Here is a 17,146-nt window from a genome sequence, read left to right as displayed (position 1 = left end):
GTATTGAAACCTTTAAGGTTTGCAGTTTCCTATTTCAAAAGTTTCACTGAAATCGCATAACCGCCGCTTCTCGCCAATTTCATGGGAAGCTTTGATTTGTTGGTGACCGTTTTCTTGTAGATTTTATAAGACTGTGGATTTTTGATGTAATCCGCATCGTCGCCGTCAGCATAAATTGTGGCTTCGTATTTGTTCCCTTTTGGCAGGAAAGAGAAATCTACCGTGAAATTTCTGGCATTTTCATCAGTTATTCCGCCGACAAACCACTCGTCTTTTCCTTTGGTTTTACGTGCGGTGTGAATATAATCGCCAGGTTCTGCAGATAAAATTTTGGTATCATCCCAATCGAGGGCCACGTCTTTGATGAACTGAAAAGCATCCATGTGCTTGGCGTAATTTTCAGGTAAATCTGCCGCCATCTGAAGCGGAGAATACATCACGACATACAACGCCAACTGTTTCGCCAAAGTGGTTTTCACAAATCGGGTGTCGCCAGGAAAATAATAATCGAGTTTGGTCTGGAAAATTCCCGGTGTGTAGTCCATCGGTCCGCCCATAAATCTGGTAAATGGCAAGATGGTTTGGTGATCAGGATTATTTCCTCCGAATGCTTCGAATTCTGTTCCGCGAGCAGCTTCGGCAGCGATCCAGTTTGGATAAGTCCGGTTTAAACCTGTGGGACGAACGGATTCGTGGGAGTTGACCATGATTTTGTAATTATTCGCTTTTTCGGCAATTCTTAAATAATGATTAATGGTCCATTGTGAATAATGGTGCTCGCCGCGTGGAATAATATTTCCAACGTAACCGGTTTTCACAGAAGGATAATCGTATTTATTCATTAATTTAAATGCATCATCTGCCCATCTTTCATAATTTGTCGCGGAACCAGAAGTTTCGTGGTGCATCATCAATTTTAAATTTTTAGAATGGGCATAATCATTCAGCATTTTGATATCAAAATCCGGATAAGGCGTGATGAAATCAAAAACAAATTCTTTGCTGTGACCGAACCAGTCTTCCCAACCGGTATTCCACCCTTCGATGAGTAAAGCATCAAAACCGTTAGCAGAAGCGAAGTCGATGTATTCTTTTACTTTGGTATTGTTAGCGGCATGTTTTCCGTTCGGTGTTAATTTGGAAAAATCGGTTTTCCCTATGTGAACGTTGTTTGCTGTAGAATAGGCCCACTGCGATTTTCCGATGATCATTTCCCACCAAACGCCCATGTATTTTGTTGGCTTGATGTAAGAAGTGTCTTTATATTGTGTTGGTTCATTGAGATTAAAAATCATTTTTGAAGCGAGAACTTCTTCCGCTTTTGGTGACACGATAATCGTTCGCCAGGGAGAAACAGCTGGCGTTTGAATATAACCTTTTGCACCTTGAGCGTCTGGCGTTAAATGCGTTTTAAATTTAAAATTCACCGCATCGAGTTCTAAATTTGAAGCTGGATAATTGATTACCGCTGCCTCTGAAATGTTAACATACAATTGATCTTTTCCTTCTTTTTTTAGCATTAAAGGAGTTTGGACTGCATTTTTAATTAAAGTTTGAGACGCGTTTCCATCGAAACTTTTTGGCCATAATGCAGGAACTTGAGAGAGATTGGAGGTTTGTGTGTGGTATTCCTGAGAATCGTAATCACCGGCGAGCCACCAGGCTTTCATATCCGTTGGTAAATCGATTTCTGTATCTTCTTCTTTAATAATGAAATAATTCAGGTTTTTCTGCTCCGGAAATTCATATCGGAAACCCAAACCATCATTAAACAAACGGAATTTTATGATAATGTGACGATCATTTGCATCTTGATTTAAAGTAACCGCTAATTCATTATAATGATTGATGTAGGATTTCTTCTCGCCCATAATCGGATCCCACGATTCATTTTTGGTATCAAATTTTTCTGCAGTTTTGGTAAATGCGTTATCTAAGTCTTTTCCTTTCTGATCTTTTTTTTCGATTTCTGAGGCAAACTGAATATCGCCATCACGCAAAAGTCTTAATCCTAATTTAGAATCTTCAACGACTGTTTTACCTTGATACTTAAGGTCATAATAGGGAACTCCGGCTTTTAACTGAAAATTCATTTCGAACTTTCCGTCTGGAGATTTTAAAGATTGTGCATTGAGAGAAAAACTTCCTAACAGAAGGAAAAGGACGGATATTTTTATATTTTTCATAGATAGATATTTATTTTTCAAGGTCATAATGGAATCGCCTGTGTTCATTTTTGCCAGTTTCCAAATAGGTTATTAATGGCGATTTCATAATGATTTTTTCGAATCAATAAATTTAGAGAAAATGCCATTAATAAACAATTATTTAAGGCTTCTTTATCCTAAAAAACAAAAAAAACTGCTGCTAAAAAGCAACAGTTTCAGTTTTTAAAATAGGTTCTTCTTTAAAGTGGAGTTACTTTATAAGTTCCCATTTTGATGTTGGCTGTAATTTTGTACAAACCACCAGTTCCTACATACTTGATATTATTGTTATCACCGTTTGGACCGAGGTAACCAGAATTTCCACCAGTGTGAATATTCCCCCATTCCAAACCGGACCAATCTTGCTGACCAAGAAACTTGAATTCACCGTCAGCTGGAATAGCAATCGTATGCTCAAAAACACCGTCACCGACTTGATCCATTGATATCGCTGCACCAGCGTTCCAACCTTGAATTGATCCTACCAAATAAACATTGGTTGGTAAAGCAGGATTTGAAGAAGGAGTCACCGTGATTGATTTCGTATTCTGATCGATCGTGATTTTATACATTCCAGAGTTTCCGGTAAATTTGATATTTTCATTACCAGAAACTTCCAAGTTAGCTGACCAAGTAGCAAAATATTTATAATCATCCTTTATTCCATCAGCATTTAAACTGTAGTTGATCGGATTCCAATCCTGTTGTCCCAGGAATCTGAACTCGCCGTTATTTTCTAAATACGTGTAGATTTCGGAGATGTTTTGATTTTGATACAAAAGTTGCGCATTAGATGCCTCCCAGCCAGCAGCCGTCGCACCACCTACAATGTATAGCGCTTTAAAGTCAGGTTTGTACGGAGTCAACTTAAAGGTAACCACATCTGAAGTCTTGCTAATTACACCGCCTGCAGATTCTGAGATTGCGGTTACCCGAACATCAACACTGGAGGCTACATTCACCGGCAAAGAAAGTTTTGATGCCAATTCATTCAAATCAAAGTTAGACACTGCCAATTCCTTCACATTCTGTACATTACCTACCAATAAAAAAGCAGTTGTTCCCGATGCAGCAATTTCTACTTTATAACTAACATTCACACCATAGGTATAATCAGTCCATTTGAAAGTAGTTGCTGTGACAGTGGGTTTGGCTGCGTCTAAAACAAGAGCAGAACCCGCAGTTGGGCTGGTAATCACCGGTTTACCTGTCGGATAAGCAGTTACTGAGAATGAAACAGTATTTGAAACCTCAGTTCCTCTTTCAATTCTTACATACGCGTTCTGCGGCAAATAAGGACTAAGTCCTGCCTGAAGCATTGCCGTATTCAAAGCACCAATCGTTGTTTTCAATGTATTGGTATCTGATTTTGCAAGTTCAACTTTATTTTTAAAGTCTGAAGTTGCAGAAATCACCACCGAATAACTTCCGGATCCTGTTGTAGCATTATCCCAAGTTAAAATAAACGGATTATTTTCCATCGACGGATAGAGCGTGTTGGCACCCAACGTAGTGTCGTAGAGTTTGAAAGTAGGTTCTGGAGAAGTCCAGTCTCTATCTGCATCGTCTCTACACGCGTTGATTAAAAGCAATGGCAACAAAAATACCATCAATAATTTTAAAATATTTTTCATTTTGTTTTAATTAATAATTAAAAAAAGTTTAGGATTAAAAAATTATAGTTTGATAATTTTATAAATTCCACCTTTAAGATTCACTGTGATTTTGTATGAACTACCATCACCTACAAACTTAATGTTTCCGTTATCTCCTTTCGGACCAACGAACCCAGTATTTCCATCTCCGGAGATATTACCCCAATCCAGGTTGCCCCAGGATTTTTGTCCTAAAATTTTGAATTCAGTATCAGCTGCAAGTGTTGATGTGAATTCATAAACACCGTCACCAATCGTAGTCATCGGGACAGCATTTGCTTCATTCCATCCGTTACCTGCTATGTTTCCTACTAAATAAATTTCCGGGAAATCGAAAGCTGCAATCGGAGATGGTTTTGCTTCAATAGTTTGAACTCCCTGCGTAGCGTTGATTGTGATTTTATACACTCCACTAGCTCCGGTGAATTTAATATTTTCCTCATCACCATCTGGTTTTGCGAAAACGTCACTCCATTGTTTGAAATATTGGTTGTCCGCTTTTGTACCAGCGGTATTCAAAGCGTAGTTTTTTCCATCCCAAGCCAACTGCCCTAAGAATCTGAAATTTTCACCACTTTGTAAATTGGTATAGATGTAAGAAAGATTGTCTTTTTTGTATAAAATCTGAGCTTTTTCCGGAGTCCAGCCAACAAACGTCGCACCTCCTACCAAGTAAAAGTTAGGATAGGTTAAAACGTAAGGGGTAACCATCAATGAGGTAACATTAGAGGTTGCTTCTAAAGAGTGCCCTGATCCTAAGTACGAAATTACTCTCATAAACATTTTAGCTGATACATTAGGTACCAAACCGATTGCCGCAGCTGCATCATTCATCTGCAACATGGTAAAAGCTGCTGCTCTTTGTGACCCGGCAACTGTCGCTAAGGTATGAGGTTTTCCGAAATCTTTATCCCCGGCTATTTCAATTTTATATGAAATTTCTGTAGGCACAGTGTACGCTGCAGATTTCCATGTTACAGTAAGCGCAGGATTCCCTGGAAAGTTTTTGTCTAAAATCAAACTGTTTGCAGAGAGATCCATCACGATTGGCGATGATACATTATCTATGGTTACGATATCGCGATCTTCACACGATGCCAAACCTAAGATGAGGGTAAGAGCCAAAAAAATATGTTTAAATATATTATTTTTCATTGTTTCTTTATTATTAATTAATAACCAGGATTTTGTACAAGATTCTTGTTTACAACCAAATCATTGTTCGGGATTGGGAACAAATTACGGTACTCGCCAACAGCAATACCATCTTTTGCATTTCCTTTCCAAGGCCATAAATAAGTTGCCGAGGTGAATTTACCAAAACGGATTAAATCGGTTCTTCTGGTATTTTCCCAAGACAATTCTCTTGATCTTTCGTCTAAAATAAAGTTAAGATCGATAAATGCAACTGGCGATGCCTTTGCTCTGTTTCTTAGCGCATTTACGTATCCAACCGCTGTAGTCATGCTGCCGCCGCCACCTCTAAGAACTGCTTCGGCATACATTAAATAAACATCTGCCAAACGGTAAACAGGCATATCTGCTTCTACCCAGTTGTCGTGTGCTCCGACAGCTCCGTTGCTTTTTACGTTTTTATATTTGATAAAAGCGTATCCATCATTGAAGTTTCCGAGATCATTGATTTCTAAAGACTGACCGCTTGTATAAAAACGTCCTCTTAGATCGGTAGGTTCAAATTTCTGTACGAAAGCTTTAGTGGTTCTGATACCACCCCAACCTCCATTGATACCAAAAGCCGCAGGATCCATAGTTCCACCAACTGCAGCATGAACCATAAATGTTGTTCCACCATTGGTCTGGGTCTTTAATCCATCATATACAATCGAAAAGATGTTTTCTGGATTATTAAGATTATTATCAGCCAAGAATAAATTCTCATATTTTGGATTTAAGGTATAGCCTGCTCCAATTACTTTTTCAGTATTTGCGATAACATCTGCATTTCTTTCAGCTCCGGTATATACTTTCGCATTCAAATATAATCTGGAAAGAAGAGTCCACGCAGCTGCTTTATCTACTCTGCCATATTCGTTCGCTTTCGGTGCTTTCAAATCGGTTGCGGCAGAAATTAATTCTGATTCAACATATTTGAAAAGTTCAGCTCTGGAAATTTGTTTTGGCAAAGTACCAAAAGTAGTTTCATCAACAAAAGGAACATTCCCGTAAAGGTCTAACAAATGATAATATGCTTGTGCTCTAATGAATTTTGCTTCAGCACGCATTGCTTTTGCTTCATCAGCACTGGCTCCTGAAATACCGTTCTGACTCAACATTTCATCAGTGGTGTTTTTAATAAATTCATTACAGAAAGCAACTTCTGTATACAGTCTGTAATACATTGCATTGTTGAATTCATTGGCCGGAGTCCAGGTCATTTTATGAAATTCAGGCAGGGTACCGTCATTCCATCCAATTACTGCTTCATCCGTAGTGATCTCCTGCATGATATACAACAGTCTCATATAGTTGGAAAATCCACCATCGATATCAGCGATATCTCCGTTGCCGTCTCCACCAGTTTGTCCTCCTACTGCTAAACCTCCGTATAATTTAGCCAACAGGTTTTTGTAATTTCCAAAATCTTTATAAAGACTTGCAGCGGTAACTTCGGTGATGGGTTCCTGTCTTAAATCATTAATACAAGAGGTCATCGTGAGCGAAGCACCAAAAAGGGCTACTGCGATAGAAATATTTTTTATTCTGAAATTTTTCATTGTTCTTAATTATTAAAATTGAAAGTTTAATCCTAATGAATACACTTTTGGTCTCTGATAAAATCCGTTATCAATATTTCCAAAAATCTCTGGATCTACGCCCGAATAATCAGTGACTACAAATACATTCTGCGCCATTCCGTAAACTCTAAGATTGCCTCCTTTATTGAAAACATCTCCGAAGTTATAGCCTAACGTTAAATTATCCATTCTTAAGAATGAAGCATCTTCTACGAAAGCATCACTCCAGTACTGTGGCGTTCCAAATCCGTAGTTTGCAGTTGTGCTGGAGATATTCTGTAAGTATTCATTGGTTGCAATACTTTGAACGTTTGATTGGGAATCGAAGTTATTATAAACATAATTTCCTACAACGGCTCTCAAAGAAGTGGACAGATCCCAGTTTTTAAATTTGAATTTCGTAGAGAAACCAAAAGTTGCATCTGGTGTAGTTGATTTATAGAAATATTTATCACCATCTGCACTGATTTTACCATCGCCGTTTCTGTCAACGTAAACTCCTTCCAATGGTTTTCCATTAGAATCATAGGCTTGCTGATACACATAGAAACTGAATGGCGTATATCCTACACTGTGAGCTTGTACCGTATTCCCAACTCCACCGGAAATACCTCCCTGTTGAATAACGTAACCATCGGCTACATCATCAAAATGGGTAACTTTAGGGTTATAATGAGCAACATTAAAGCTGAAGTCCCAGGTAAAATCTTCTGTTTTTACAGGATTCACATTAATCAGGAACTCAATCCCATCAGTTTTCATCGTCCCAACATTTTTGATATTGGTATTGCTGAATTCTCCTGCCGGAACCTGAACTCTTGCCTGTAAATCTCTGGTGTTTTTCTTAAACCAATCGATTGAACCGGTAATTCTGTTGTTCAAAAATCCAAAATCCAATCCCGCATTAACCGTTGCTGTCGTTTCCCAGGTTAAGTTAGGATTATACTGAGTCGGACGGTACATTAAATAAAACTGATCTCCGAAACCGTACTGTGCAGTAGGATCGGACACATTGTAAGAAGCAAAGGAATTATAGTAACCTCCTACTTCCTGTTGTCCTGTTTCTCCCCAACCGGCACGTAGTTTCAAATCTGAAAATACAGTAGAGCTTTTCAGGAAGTTTTCATTTTTGATTTTCCAGGCTCCTGAAGCTGCATAGAATGTTCCCCAGTTATTTTTCAAATCAGTTCCGTTGTAGAATCGAGACGTAGCATCTCTTCTTACAGATCCGGTTAAGATATATTTATTGGCAATGGAAAAAATACCACGGCCATAGAAACCTAATAAAGTTAATTTTCCTTCGTAAGCATTGCTTGGCGTCGCAACCCTTGTTGGATTTCCGTAATAAGTTGTTGCAGATGGTACTTTGTCATGAAACTGCTGATAAGAATAACCAGCCATTAAATCTACTTTCGTATCAATTGCGGTAATTGTTTTTACGTAGTTTAAATAAGTTTCTAATAATTTATTGGTTTTCTCCTGCGTATAATCTCTTCTTGTACTCACGTCACCGGAAGCCAACATTCCTGCATATCCAGGATATTGAGTGATCGCACCAGTTCCTTTCTGATAATCATATCCACCAACTACATTAAAATGCAGGTCTGGAAGGAAATGAAATTTATAATCCAACTGCAAATTCCCAATTCCACGGAATACAGTAGAAACGTCTCTTCTTCCGTATAAAGAAGCAATAGGATTTCTGGTTGCATTCACATTAATATTATCAGGATTTAGAAACCATTCCCAATAGTTATTTACTTTATTACCTTGAGCTGAATAATCAAATACTTCTTGTGTAGGATCAAAAAACTGTGCGGCACCAATCACTCCTGCAGGGAAACGGTTCTCTGTCATCGATCCTTTCACGTTAGCCGTAACGCTCAAGTGGTTATCAAAGAATTTCGGAGTTAAATTTAAGCCTACTGATGTTCTTTTAAACTCATTGGTTCTTACAATACCGTTTTGTTCGGTATATCCTAAAGACAAACGGTAAGGTAACTGTTTAATCCCACCTGTAATGGCAACGTTATTATCGGTTCCCCAAGCGGTTTGATAAATTAAATCCTGCCAATTGGTATTTGCCGTTCCGAGTTTGTCTACATAATGCTGTGAAGCATTTGCTTTTACGAAATCTCTAAATTCGTCTGCAGTTAAAACGCTCTGATTCCCCATTTTGGTAGATACCGATCCTGAAGTAGAGAAGTTCACTCTCACTCTTCCGGAAGAACCTTTTTTGGTGGTAATCAAAATCACCCCATTCGAAGCTCTGTTACCATAAATGGCTGCAGCAGAAGCATCTTTTAAAACGTCGAAAGATTCGATGTCATTTGGATTAATCAATGCTAGCGCATTTGAAGCTCCACTTAGACCACCAAAATCCATTGGGATTCCGTCGATCACTATTAAAGGATCATTACTTGCTGTCAAAGATGCTCCACCTCTAATACGAATGGTAGCTCCTGAACCTGGATTACCACCGTTTCCGGTAACCGTAACACCAGGCGCCTTGCCAATAATCAATTGATCTGCAGATGTAGATCCAGGATTAAAGTCTTTCGACGTAATCGAAGCAATCGATCCGGTAAGATCTTCTTTCTTCTGCTTTCCATAACCAATCAAAACCACCTGCTCGATCTCGGCAGTTTTTATGGAATCATTAGTTTGTGCATGTAACATTGTCCCGGCCAATAAAAAAGCTGGAGCAATTTTTAATACTTTAGTATAGTTTCTCACAAAAATAAAATTTAAGGATTAATATTCATAACATCTATGCCCACTTAAAAGGCAATGCAATTTAACCAATTTTTTAGTTATCATAATTTTTTTCAATGAAATGTTAATTATTCGTGACAATTATCATCGTTTAAATTACTATAAAACGCATAAGACCCTATATTTCAATATTATAACAAAACCAAGCTTTGTGAATGATTTCTGATAAATTATCATTAATTTAAACAGTTGTTTAACTAAAAAAGAAGGCAATCTCACTAAAATTACATTAGACGAAAAATTAAGCTACATTTTTCAGGAATCAATCGCCAAATTTTCAATTCCATTCGATATCGCTTATCTTTGCAGAAAATTAGACTAAACATATGTCAGATAGAAAGATGATTACGGCTGCCTTGCCGTACGCAAACGGACCGGTTCATATCGGTCATTTAGCTGGAGTTTATATTCCAGCAGATGTTTATGCGAGATTTCAGAGAAGACTGGGAAAAGACGTCGCGTTTATTGGTGGTTCCGATGAACACGGAATTCCTATTACAATCCGTGCAAAAAAAGAAGGCGTAACGCCACAGGATATCGTTGACAAATACCACGGAATCATCAAAAAATCGTTCGAGGATTTGGGGATTTCTTTTGATGAATATTCCCGAACCACTTCTGAAAGACACCGTGATGTGAGTCAGGATTTCTTCAAAACCCTGTATAATAAAGGAAAATTTATCGAAGAAGTTTCCGAACAATACTTTGATGAACAGGCCAATGAGTTTCTTGCCGACCGCTATATCGTAGGAACCTGCCCGAATTGCGGCAACGAAAACGCTTATGGTGACCAGTGTGAAGAATGTGGCTCTACCCTTTCCCCGTCTGAACTGATTAATCCAAAATCAATGCTGAGCGGAAATATTCCTGTTTTAAAGGAAACCAAAAACTGGTACCTTCCTTTAAATGATTATGAAGATTTCCTTAATGAATGGATTATCGAAGGTCATAAAGACGACTGGAAACCCAACGTTTACGGACAGGTAAAATCATGGTTAACCGATGGTTTGAAACCGAGAGCCATGACCAGAGATTTGAACTGGGGCGTTCCGGTTCCTCTTCCAAATGCGGAAGGAAAAGTACTTTACGTTTGGTTTGATGCGCCTATCGGTTATATTTCCTTCACCCAGGAATGGGCAGAAAAAAATGGAAAAGACTGGAAAGATTACTGGCAGAACGAAAATACTGATTTGGTTCATTTTATCGGAAAAGACAATATCGTTTTCCACTGTATTATTTTCCCGGCGATGATGAAAGCGCATGGCGATTACATAATGCCGACCAATGTTCCTGCTTTTGAATTTTTAAATTTAGAAAACGACAAAATCTCAACTTCTCGAAACTGGGCGGTTTGGGCGCATGAATATGTTCAGGAATTCCCGGGACAGCAGGATGTTTTGCGTTATTCGCTTCTTTCTTCAGCTCCGGAAACCAAAGACAATAACTTTACCTGGAAAGATTTTCAAACCAAAAACAATTCAGAATTGGTGGGAATTTTCGGAAACTTCATCAACAGAGTTGCCGTTCTGATTCATAAATATTACGACGGAATTATTCCTGCTGGAAACGAAAATGCAGAAGAACTGAACGAAGTCTCCAAAGCCGCGACCGAAGTTGAAAATTTCCTGGAACATTATGAATTCAGAAATGCTTTGACAGCGATGATGAATCTCGCCCGTTTCGGAAATCAATATCTTCAGATTGAAGAACCCTGGAAAACCATTAAAGATAATCCTGAAAAAGCAGCAGCTTCCTTATTTGTGGCCGCGCAAATTGCAGTTGGATTAGCACAGATCTGTGAACCATTCCTTCCTTTCAGTGCAGAGAAATTACAGAAAATGTTCAATGTTTCTCAATTAAACTGGAGCGAAATTAAAAATGAAAAAGTACTCATCAAAACCGGGCACCAAATTAATCCAGCGGAATTATTATTCTCGAAAATTGAAGATGAAACGATTGAATTCCAGATTCAGAAATTAGAAAACACAAAACAATCCAACAAAAAAACCAACCCCAAAGCTAATCCTATGAAAGAAGAAATTCAATTTGATGATTTTACCAAAATAGATTTAAGAACCGCTACCATTTTGACCGCTGAAAAAGTGGAAAAAGCAGATAAATTGTTGAAATTCTCTGTAGATACGGGAGTTGATGTAAGAACGGTTGTTTCCGGTGTTGCCGAAAGTTTCACTCCGGAAGAATGTGTAGGAAAACAGGTGATGATTTTATTAAATCTCGCCCCACGTAAAATCCGCGGAATCGAATCTCAGGGAATGTTGCTTTTAACGAATAACTCTGAAGGGAAATTGGTATTTGTAACTCCAACTGAAACGGTGGAAAACGGTGTAGAAATCGGATAATTAATGTACTGATTCCATTTTTAAATATTGAAGACCTGAAATTAATTCAGGTCTTTTTTTGTTAATCTCGCCAAAAAGGAATCTTCTTCCTGAAGTATTTTTTCAATCTTAAATCCGATATTTTCGACGGCTCTTTTCAAAGTTTCAAAATCCAGATAAAGCCATTTGATTGGTTTTTCAGTATCGAGTTTATAATGAACAAAATAATCGACTTCGCCGTAATAATGCTCGGTTGGCACCAGCACTCCGCCATCATCAGCGCGGTCGTACATGTAGAGAATATCGGTACTGTCAATTAATATCTGTCCGTTTTCATTTAATAATGAATGCAATTTCTCTAAATAAATATCGATTTTATCAAGTGACTGAAAAATTCCAGTGCCATTCATCAATAGTAAAATGGTATCGAAAGTTTCACCGGAAAACTGAAGCATATCTGAACATACCGTTTTTTTAACGCCGCGCAGTTGGCAAACCTCAATTGATTTGGGAGAAAAATCTAACGCCAAAACATCCAGACTCTTTTCATTCTGGAGGTATAAACTGTGAGAACCCGCGCCTGCGCCGATATCGAGAACTTTACCTTTCGATAATTCCAGTGCTTTTTGTTCCACCAAATTCATTTCATCAAAATCCCGGAACAGATAATCTACCGGCAAATCGTCCATTTCCGAAATGGAAGTTTCCGTTAATAAATTCTCAGGACTGTTATCGTGATAAAAATCCCAAATCGCCTGTCCCATTAAATCTTTCATTGAAATAATTTTTTGTCAAAAATAAGAAAATATTGAGCAGCAGTCAATTGCTAAAATGTATTATTAAAAAATAAAATCTTTATTAAAAGAATCATTAATTTAGTAAAATAAAAATTCTAAAACCTATGAGAAAAATTGACCGTCTCTTTTCCGAGTATGCCGAAAGCCACCAGAATCACAAGAATAAATTGATCCACTGGATTTGTGTCCCTTTAATTTTCTATTCGATTCTTGGGTTTATTTCACTGATTCCGGCGCCGCATTTTTGTTTCCTTTATTTCGGATGCATCAGTATTGTGAGTATTATCGCTTTGCTCTTAGTGACACTTTTTTATGTCAGATTATCGTGGCGGATTGCTTTACTGATGATTCTCATCATGGCATTACTGGAGCATCTTGTTTACTTTATCAATGTGAAATTTGAACATCAGTCCTGGATAGTCTTTGTTTCAATATTCATTCTTTCCTGGATCGGGCAGTTTTACGGGCATAAAATCGAAGGCAAAAAACCCAGTTTCTTAAAAGATTTACAGTTTCTTTTAATTGGACCTATTTGGTTACTTCATTTTATTTTAAAAAAACTAAAAATTAAATATTAAAATGACTTGTCTCATATTTCGAATCTCAATGGACTGAAAATCATTTAAACATAGGTAAAAACCTTAAATTTGAGGAATATTAATTTCTAAAAAAAGACATAATGATCAAAAAAATCATACTTCTTACCGCGTTTTTATTCCTTCTTTTTTCCTGTGGAACAAGAGAAGACGAAACGGATAACGAACAATATGTAGGCGTCTGGAACTGGGTTTCAACCGATGGCGGATTGGCAAACGTTCACCAAACACCTTCAAATACAGGAATTACAAGAACCTTAACCTTAACTTCAGAATCATTTTATACCATAAAAGAAAATACAGAAGTGGTAAGCGAAGGAACTTATTATTTGGCCAGAGAAGTCACAAACACTGATCATTTGGAAAAACTTTTTTTGCACTTCAGTAATCAGCCGAACTTAATTATCGAAAGCATAAATGCAAATGATTTGTATTTAGCCCAGGATGCAAATGATGGTTTCAAATACCATTATTCCAAATAAAAAAAGGTCAGAAAATTCTGACCTTTTTGCTTGGGGAAATTAATTATTCACCAAAGTGCTTTTTAACTTTTTCTAAAAACTGCTGGTCACTCATTTTCTGATCAGTATCAAGAGTCACTTTCAAATTCTTAAATTGCGCTGTTTCCGCCAGATGATTTTTGAACTGTTCCTGAATTGTTCCCGTTCCGGTTAAATAAAGCTCTTCTGTATTGGTGATGAGATGCTCTAAATCTTTAAAAAACTTCGCCGTATTGGTTTGCTCTACATTGTTTGCATTTTTCTCGCTTGAATTACCGTGTTGAACTTCTTTTTTCACCGGATTACAAACAAAGAATTTATACGCACTTTCGATATCGTGATTTTTAACTACCGTTGCACTTTCGGAATCCATCCAAATTCCCGCTAACTTTCTTTCTGACATCATAATATAATTTATTTGGGTCCATAAGATCAAAAATGATGCAAATATTCTGTTAATGGCTGTTAAAGTTTATTTACCCAGTACAAAAACCGCAGGAATTTTATGAAGTTCCGGTTTATTCTTCTGCCATTCTTTAATGGTTAAAGTCTTAATAAACTCCTCTTTTGGATCATTAATATTTGCAGCGATACACAGCTTAGAACTCGGCGCCAAAACTTTGCATAAATCATCAAAAAGCGGATTGTTACGGTAAGGCGTTTCCATGAAAATCTGAGAGTAGCCCGTGGTCAACACCTGATTCTCCAGCCATTTGATCTTCGCTTTTTTCTCTGATTTCTCGATCGGCAAATAACCGTGAAAAGTAAATTCCTGACCATTAAACCCACTGGAAATCAAAGCCATAATGATGGAAGAAGGCCCATTAATTGGAACTACTTTTACGGCATTTTCATGACACCACATCACCATTACATTTCCGGGATCTGCAATACAGGGCAAACCGGCTTCTGAAAGCAAACCGAAATCCTGCCCTTTTTTCATCAGCATTTGGGCTTCCTGTAAATCTTTTCTTTCGGTATTTTTATCCAGCAGAAACAACTTTAAATCGGCCTGCTTTTTTTCGGGCGCGAAAAACTTAATGACTTTTCTTGCGGTTTTTTCATTTTCTACAAAGAAATAATCGGTCTTTAAAATATATTCTTTTACGGCCGGCGCAAAATAATCGATTGGTGAGTTTTCTGATAAATAAGCAGGAATGAGGAATAGCATAAAAATAAAATTTTGTTGGACATTTTTCGACTGACATGATGAATCCTACAGCGATTGGCTGCGATTATTTCAGGATTTTTACCAGTGCCGTCAAATATATTGATTTGTTTTCGATTCTCTTTCCATTTGACTACATTATTTACCAAAAAAAAGAGAAGTGTTATCCAAAAAGAGTAACTCTAAAAACGGTCAAAGTGCTGCAGAAAAGTTCCCGAAGCCGCTGTTGATACGAAGTTGTAGTATTCGGCAGGCTTTGATTTCGAACCATTGACAAAACGGAAACTTAGTAATTATAGATGTTTTTTCTATCCCTTTTCTTCTTATTTTTCCTTTACCAGATCTTTAAGTGATTTAAAGATAATCGTTCAATTATTCAATTTCCTTTCAACTCCGAAGCAATTCTCTCACAAGCCTTATCTAAAAGTCGATAAACCCGATCGAACTCTGCCATTTCACTCCAATAAGGGTCAGGAACTTCTTCATTATTCTCTAGAATTAAAGAAACCTTATTTCGTTGAACTTCTGTTGTTGCCAACTTCAAAACGTCTTTTAAATTGTTTTTGTCCATTACAAAAATACGGTCGTATTCCTGAAAATCATCAGCTGAAAAGGGTCTTGATTTCTGTTGAGAAATATCAACATTATAGTTGTGAGCGGTTTGGATGGATCGCTGATCTGGACTTTTACCTTCATGCATGTCAATCGTTCCCGCAGAATCTACAATAAAGTCTTCAGGGAGTTTCGACTGCAGGATTCCTTCTGCCAAAGGACTTCTGCAAATATTGCCCAGGCAGACCATTAAAATTTTCATGTAGCTTTTTATTAAAGATGCAAAATACAAATAAAAAAAGGAATTTTTAAAAAAACTCCTTTTAGATAACGGTTGTAATAAAATTTACTGTTTGATTTTCTCAGTTAATTCTTTTACGTATTTCTTAATTTCTTTATCGATTTTCGAAACATCTTTGATGGTATCGCAAGCGTACATTACGGTTGAATGGTCTTTTCCGCCCATTTCCTCACCGATTTTATTAAAGGTAGCATTGGTAAACTCTTTTGCAAAATACATGGCTAACTGCCTTGGCAACGCAATTTCTCTTTTTCGGGTTTTCGATAATAACTGCTCTCTTTCAATTCCGAAATACTCACAAACCACTTCCTGAATGTAAGGAATATTAATGACTTTTTTCTGATTAGCGGCAATTTTGCTGATGGTTTCTTTGAGTAATTCCAGTGACAGATCGGACTTGTAAATTGTGGAATACGCGATAACTGAATTAATAACTCCGATCAGTTCGCGAACGTTGGTTTTTACTTCTGACGCCAGATAATCAAGCATATCTTCGGTAAGAACAATTCCGTCACGGCTTAATTTATCAACGATAATTTTACGTCTGGTATCAAAGTCAGGTGATTTAATTTCTGCCGAAAGTCCCCACTTAAATCGGGAAACAATACGGTCCTGAATATCCAGGATATCAACCGGCGCTTTATCTGATGTTAAGATAATCTGTTTTCCGTTTTGGTGCAGATAATCGAAAATATGGAAGAAACTGTCCTGAGTTGATTTTTTTCCCGAAAGAAATTGAATATCATCAATAATCAACACATCCACCATTTGGTAGAAATTAGCAAATTCTGTCTGCTTGTGCGCTTTCGCTGCAGAAACAAATTGCTGGATAAATTTCTCTGATGATAAATAAAGAACCACTTTTTCCGGATAGGCATTCTTAACTTCCAAACCGACAGCATGTCCTAAATGCGTTTTCCCAACACCGTAACCTCCGTACAAAAACAAAGGATTGAAAGCGGTTGCACCAGGTCTTTTCGCAATTGATTTCGCTACCGTGGAGGCAAATTTATTACTCTCTCCTTCTACATAATTGTCAAATGAAAAATCAGCTTTCAGGTTAGAGTCAATATTAATTTTCTTCATCCCCGGCACGACAAATGGATTAATGACGTTCGCGGAGAAAGACGGCGGCAAAGTTTCCTGCATTTTTGGCGTAGGAACACTTTTACCTTTCATGTTCATGGTAATCGGTTTCTCCTGTCCGGTCGGTTTATTTTCCATCACCGAATACCAAAGTTTCACTCCTTTACCAATGTTTTTTTTCAGGGCTGCAGACAGCAGTGAAAGATAATTATCTTCTATATATTCTTTGTAAAAATCACTCGGAACCAACAAGGTCAAATTATTGCTGATTAATGATACAGGCTGTACATTATCAAACAGTAAATCAAAAGAATTCTCGAGTTTTTTTAGGTCGGTATTGTCTTCCGCTGCGTTGAGGTTGTCCCTCATAAACGTAAGACATTTTTCCCAAATTATAGTTAAATTTTCATCCAT

The 17,146-nt window shown here is 37.4% G+C and carries 13 protein-coding genes; 3 read left to right on the top strand and 10 right to left on the bottom strand.

What is annotated here, in order from left to right; translation table 11 throughout:
* Nucleotides 1–29: 29 nt before the first annotated feature.
* The 5 genes from QGN23_RS00065 to QGN23_RS00045 form a co-directional block, all read right to left on the bottom strand.
* Nucleotides 30–2,186, bottom strand: a complete 2,157-nt coding sequence (locus QGN23_RS00065) for a glycoside hydrolase family 97 protein (protein ID WP_282905029.1) — start codon at nucleotides 2,184–2,186, stop codon at nucleotides 30–32.
* Nucleotides 2,187–2,407: 221 nt separating this feature from the next.
* On the bottom strand, nucleotides 2,408–3,841 hold the full coding sequence (locus tag QGN23_RS00060; RefSeq protein ID WP_282905028.1) for a SusE domain-containing protein: 1,434 nt from the start codon (nucleotides 3,839–3,841) through the stop codon (nucleotides 2,408–2,410).
* A gap of 42 nt (nucleotides 3,842–3,883) precedes the next feature.
* Nucleotides 3,884–5,017 carry a SusE domain-containing protein gene (locus tag QGN23_RS00055; RefSeq protein WP_282905027.1) on the bottom strand — a complete coding sequence of 378 codons (1,134 nt, stop codon included), beginning with the start codon at nucleotides 5,015–5,017 and terminating at the stop codon, nucleotides 3,884–3,886.
* 17 nt (nucleotides 5,018–5,034) lie between these two features.
* The gene (locus QGN23_RS00050; RefSeq protein ID WP_282905026.1) at nucleotides 5,035–6,597 is read right to left on the bottom strand and encodes a RagB/SusD family nutrient uptake outer membrane protein; all 1,563 of its coding nucleotides are present in this window, start codon (nucleotides 6,595–6,597) and stop codon (nucleotides 5,035–5,037) included.
* 12 nt (nucleotides 6,598–6,609) lie between these two features.
* Entirely contained in the window at nucleotides 6,610–9,354 is a 2,745-nt protein-coding gene (locus tag QGN23_RS00045) for a SusC/RagA family TonB-linked outer membrane protein (protein ID WP_282905025.1), read from the bottom strand.
* A 365-nt stretch (nucleotides 9,355–9,719) separates the two neighbouring features.
* Here QGN23_RS00045 and metG point away from each other — a divergent pair, with 365 nt between their 5' ends.
* Nucleotides 9,720–11,753, top strand: coding sequence for a methionine--tRNA ligase (gene metG / locus QGN23_RS00040; protein ID WP_282905024.1), 2,034 nt, complete (start codon nucleotides 9,720–9,722; stop codon nucleotides 11,751–11,753).
* A gap of 41 nt (nucleotides 11,754–11,794) precedes the next feature.
* On the opposite strand, the gene QGN23_RS00035 is transcribed toward metG, so the two are convergent.
* On the bottom strand, nucleotides 11,795–12,508 hold the full coding sequence (locus QGN23_RS00035; RefSeq protein WP_282905023.1) for a class I SAM-dependent methyltransferase: 714 nt from the start codon (nucleotides 12,506–12,508) through the stop codon (nucleotides 11,795–11,797).
* A gap of 125 nt (nucleotides 12,509–12,633) precedes the next feature.
* On the opposite strand from QGN23_RS00035, the gene QGN23_RS00030 reads away from it, so the two are divergent.
* Nucleotides 12,634–13,107 carry an Mpo1 family 2-hydroxy fatty acid dioxygenase gene (locus QGN23_RS00030; RefSeq protein ID WP_282905022.1) on the top strand — a complete coding sequence of 158 codons (474 nt, stop codon included), beginning with the start codon at nucleotides 12,634–12,636 and terminating at the stop codon, nucleotides 13,105–13,107.
* Between the two features lie 101 nt (nucleotides 13,108–13,208).
* Nucleotides 13,209–13,607: a hypothetical protein gene (locus QGN23_RS00025; protein ID WP_282905021.1), complete on the top strand. Its 399-nt coding sequence runs from the start codon at nucleotides 13,209–13,211 to the stop codon at nucleotides 13,605–13,607.
* Nucleotides 13,608–13,650: 43 nt separating this feature from the next.
* Here the strand turns inward: QGN23_RS00025 and QGN23_RS00020 are convergent, their stop codons facing one another.
* From QGN23_RS00020 to dnaA, 4 genes are all read right to left on the bottom strand, one after another.
* Nucleotides 13,651–14,031, bottom strand: a complete 381-nt coding sequence (locus QGN23_RS00020; RefSeq protein ID WP_282905020.1) for a hypothetical protein — start codon at nucleotides 14,029–14,031, stop codon at nucleotides 13,651–13,653.
* A gap of 66 nt (nucleotides 14,032–14,097) precedes the next feature.
* The gene (locus QGN23_RS00015; protein WP_282905019.1) at nucleotides 14,098–14,796 is read right to left on the bottom strand and encodes an SAM-dependent methyltransferase; all 699 of its coding nucleotides are present in this window, start codon (nucleotides 14,794–14,796) and stop codon (nucleotides 14,098–14,100) included.
* Between the two features lie 373 nt (nucleotides 14,797–15,169).
* Nucleotides 15,170–15,607 carry a low molecular weight protein-tyrosine-phosphatase gene (locus QGN23_RS00010; protein ID WP_282905018.1) on the bottom strand — a complete coding sequence of 146 codons (438 nt, stop codon included), beginning with the start codon at nucleotides 15,605–15,607 and terminating at the stop codon, nucleotides 15,170–15,172.
* Nucleotides 15,608–15,691: 84 nt separating this feature from the next.
* A complete protein-coding gene (gene dnaA / locus QGN23_RS00005; RefSeq protein WP_193812051.1) occupies nucleotides 15,692–17,146 on the bottom strand; it encodes a chromosomal replication initiator protein DnaA in 1,455 nt (484 codons plus the stop codon).

Origin of the sequence: Chryseobacterium gotjawalense (assembly GCF_030012525.1) — a bacterium.
GTDB lineage: Bacteria > Bacteroidota > Bacteroidia > Flavobacteriales > Weeksellaceae > Kaistella > Kaistella gotjawalense.
This window is presented reverse-complemented; position numbering and strand designations above follow the sequence as displayed.

Coding starts and splice junctions, on each gene's coding strand:
- QGN23_RS00065 (WP_282905029.1), bottom strand. CDS start 2,186: ATGAAAAATATAAAAATATCCGTCCTTTTCCTTCTGTTAGGAAGTTTT.
- QGN23_RS00060 (WP_282905028.1), bottom strand. CDS start 3,841: ATGAAAAATATTTTAAAATTATTGATGGTATTTTTGTTGCCATTGCTT.
- QGN23_RS00055 (WP_282905027.1), bottom strand. CDS start 5,017: ATGAAAAATAATATATTTAAACATATTTTTTTGGCTCTTACCCTCATC.
- QGN23_RS00050 (WP_282905026.1), bottom strand. CDS start 6,597: ATGAAAAATTTCAGAATAAAAAATATTTCTATCGCAGTAGCCCTTTTT.
- metG (WP_282905024.1), top strand. CDS start 9,720: ATGTCAGATAGAAAGATGATTACGGCTGCCTTGCCGTACGCAAACGGA.
- QGN23_RS00035 (WP_282905023.1), bottom strand. CDS start 12,508: ATGAAAGATTTAATGGGACAGGCGATTTGGGATTTTTATCACGATAAC.
- QGN23_RS00030 (WP_282905022.1), top strand. CDS start 12,634: ATGAGAAAAATTGACCGTCTCTTTTCCGAGTATGCCGAAAGCCACCAG.
- QGN23_RS00025 (WP_282905021.1), top strand. CDS start 13,209: ATGATCAAAAAAATCATACTTCTTACCGCGTTTTTATTCCTTCTTTTT.
- QGN23_RS00020 (WP_282905020.1), bottom strand. CDS start 14,031: ATGATGTCAGAAAGAAAGTTAGCGGGAATTTGGATGGATTCCGAAAGT.
- QGN23_RS00015 (WP_282905019.1), bottom strand. CDS start 14,796: ATGCTATTCCTCATTCCTGCTTATTTATCAGAAAACTCACCAATCGAT.
- QGN23_RS00010 (WP_282905018.1), bottom strand. CDS start 15,607: ATGAAAATTTTAATGGTCTGCCTGGGCAATATTTGCAGAAGTCCTTTG.
- dnaA (WP_193812051.1), bottom strand. CDS start 17,146: ATGGATGAAAATTTAACTATAATTTGGGAAAAATGTCTTACGTTTATG.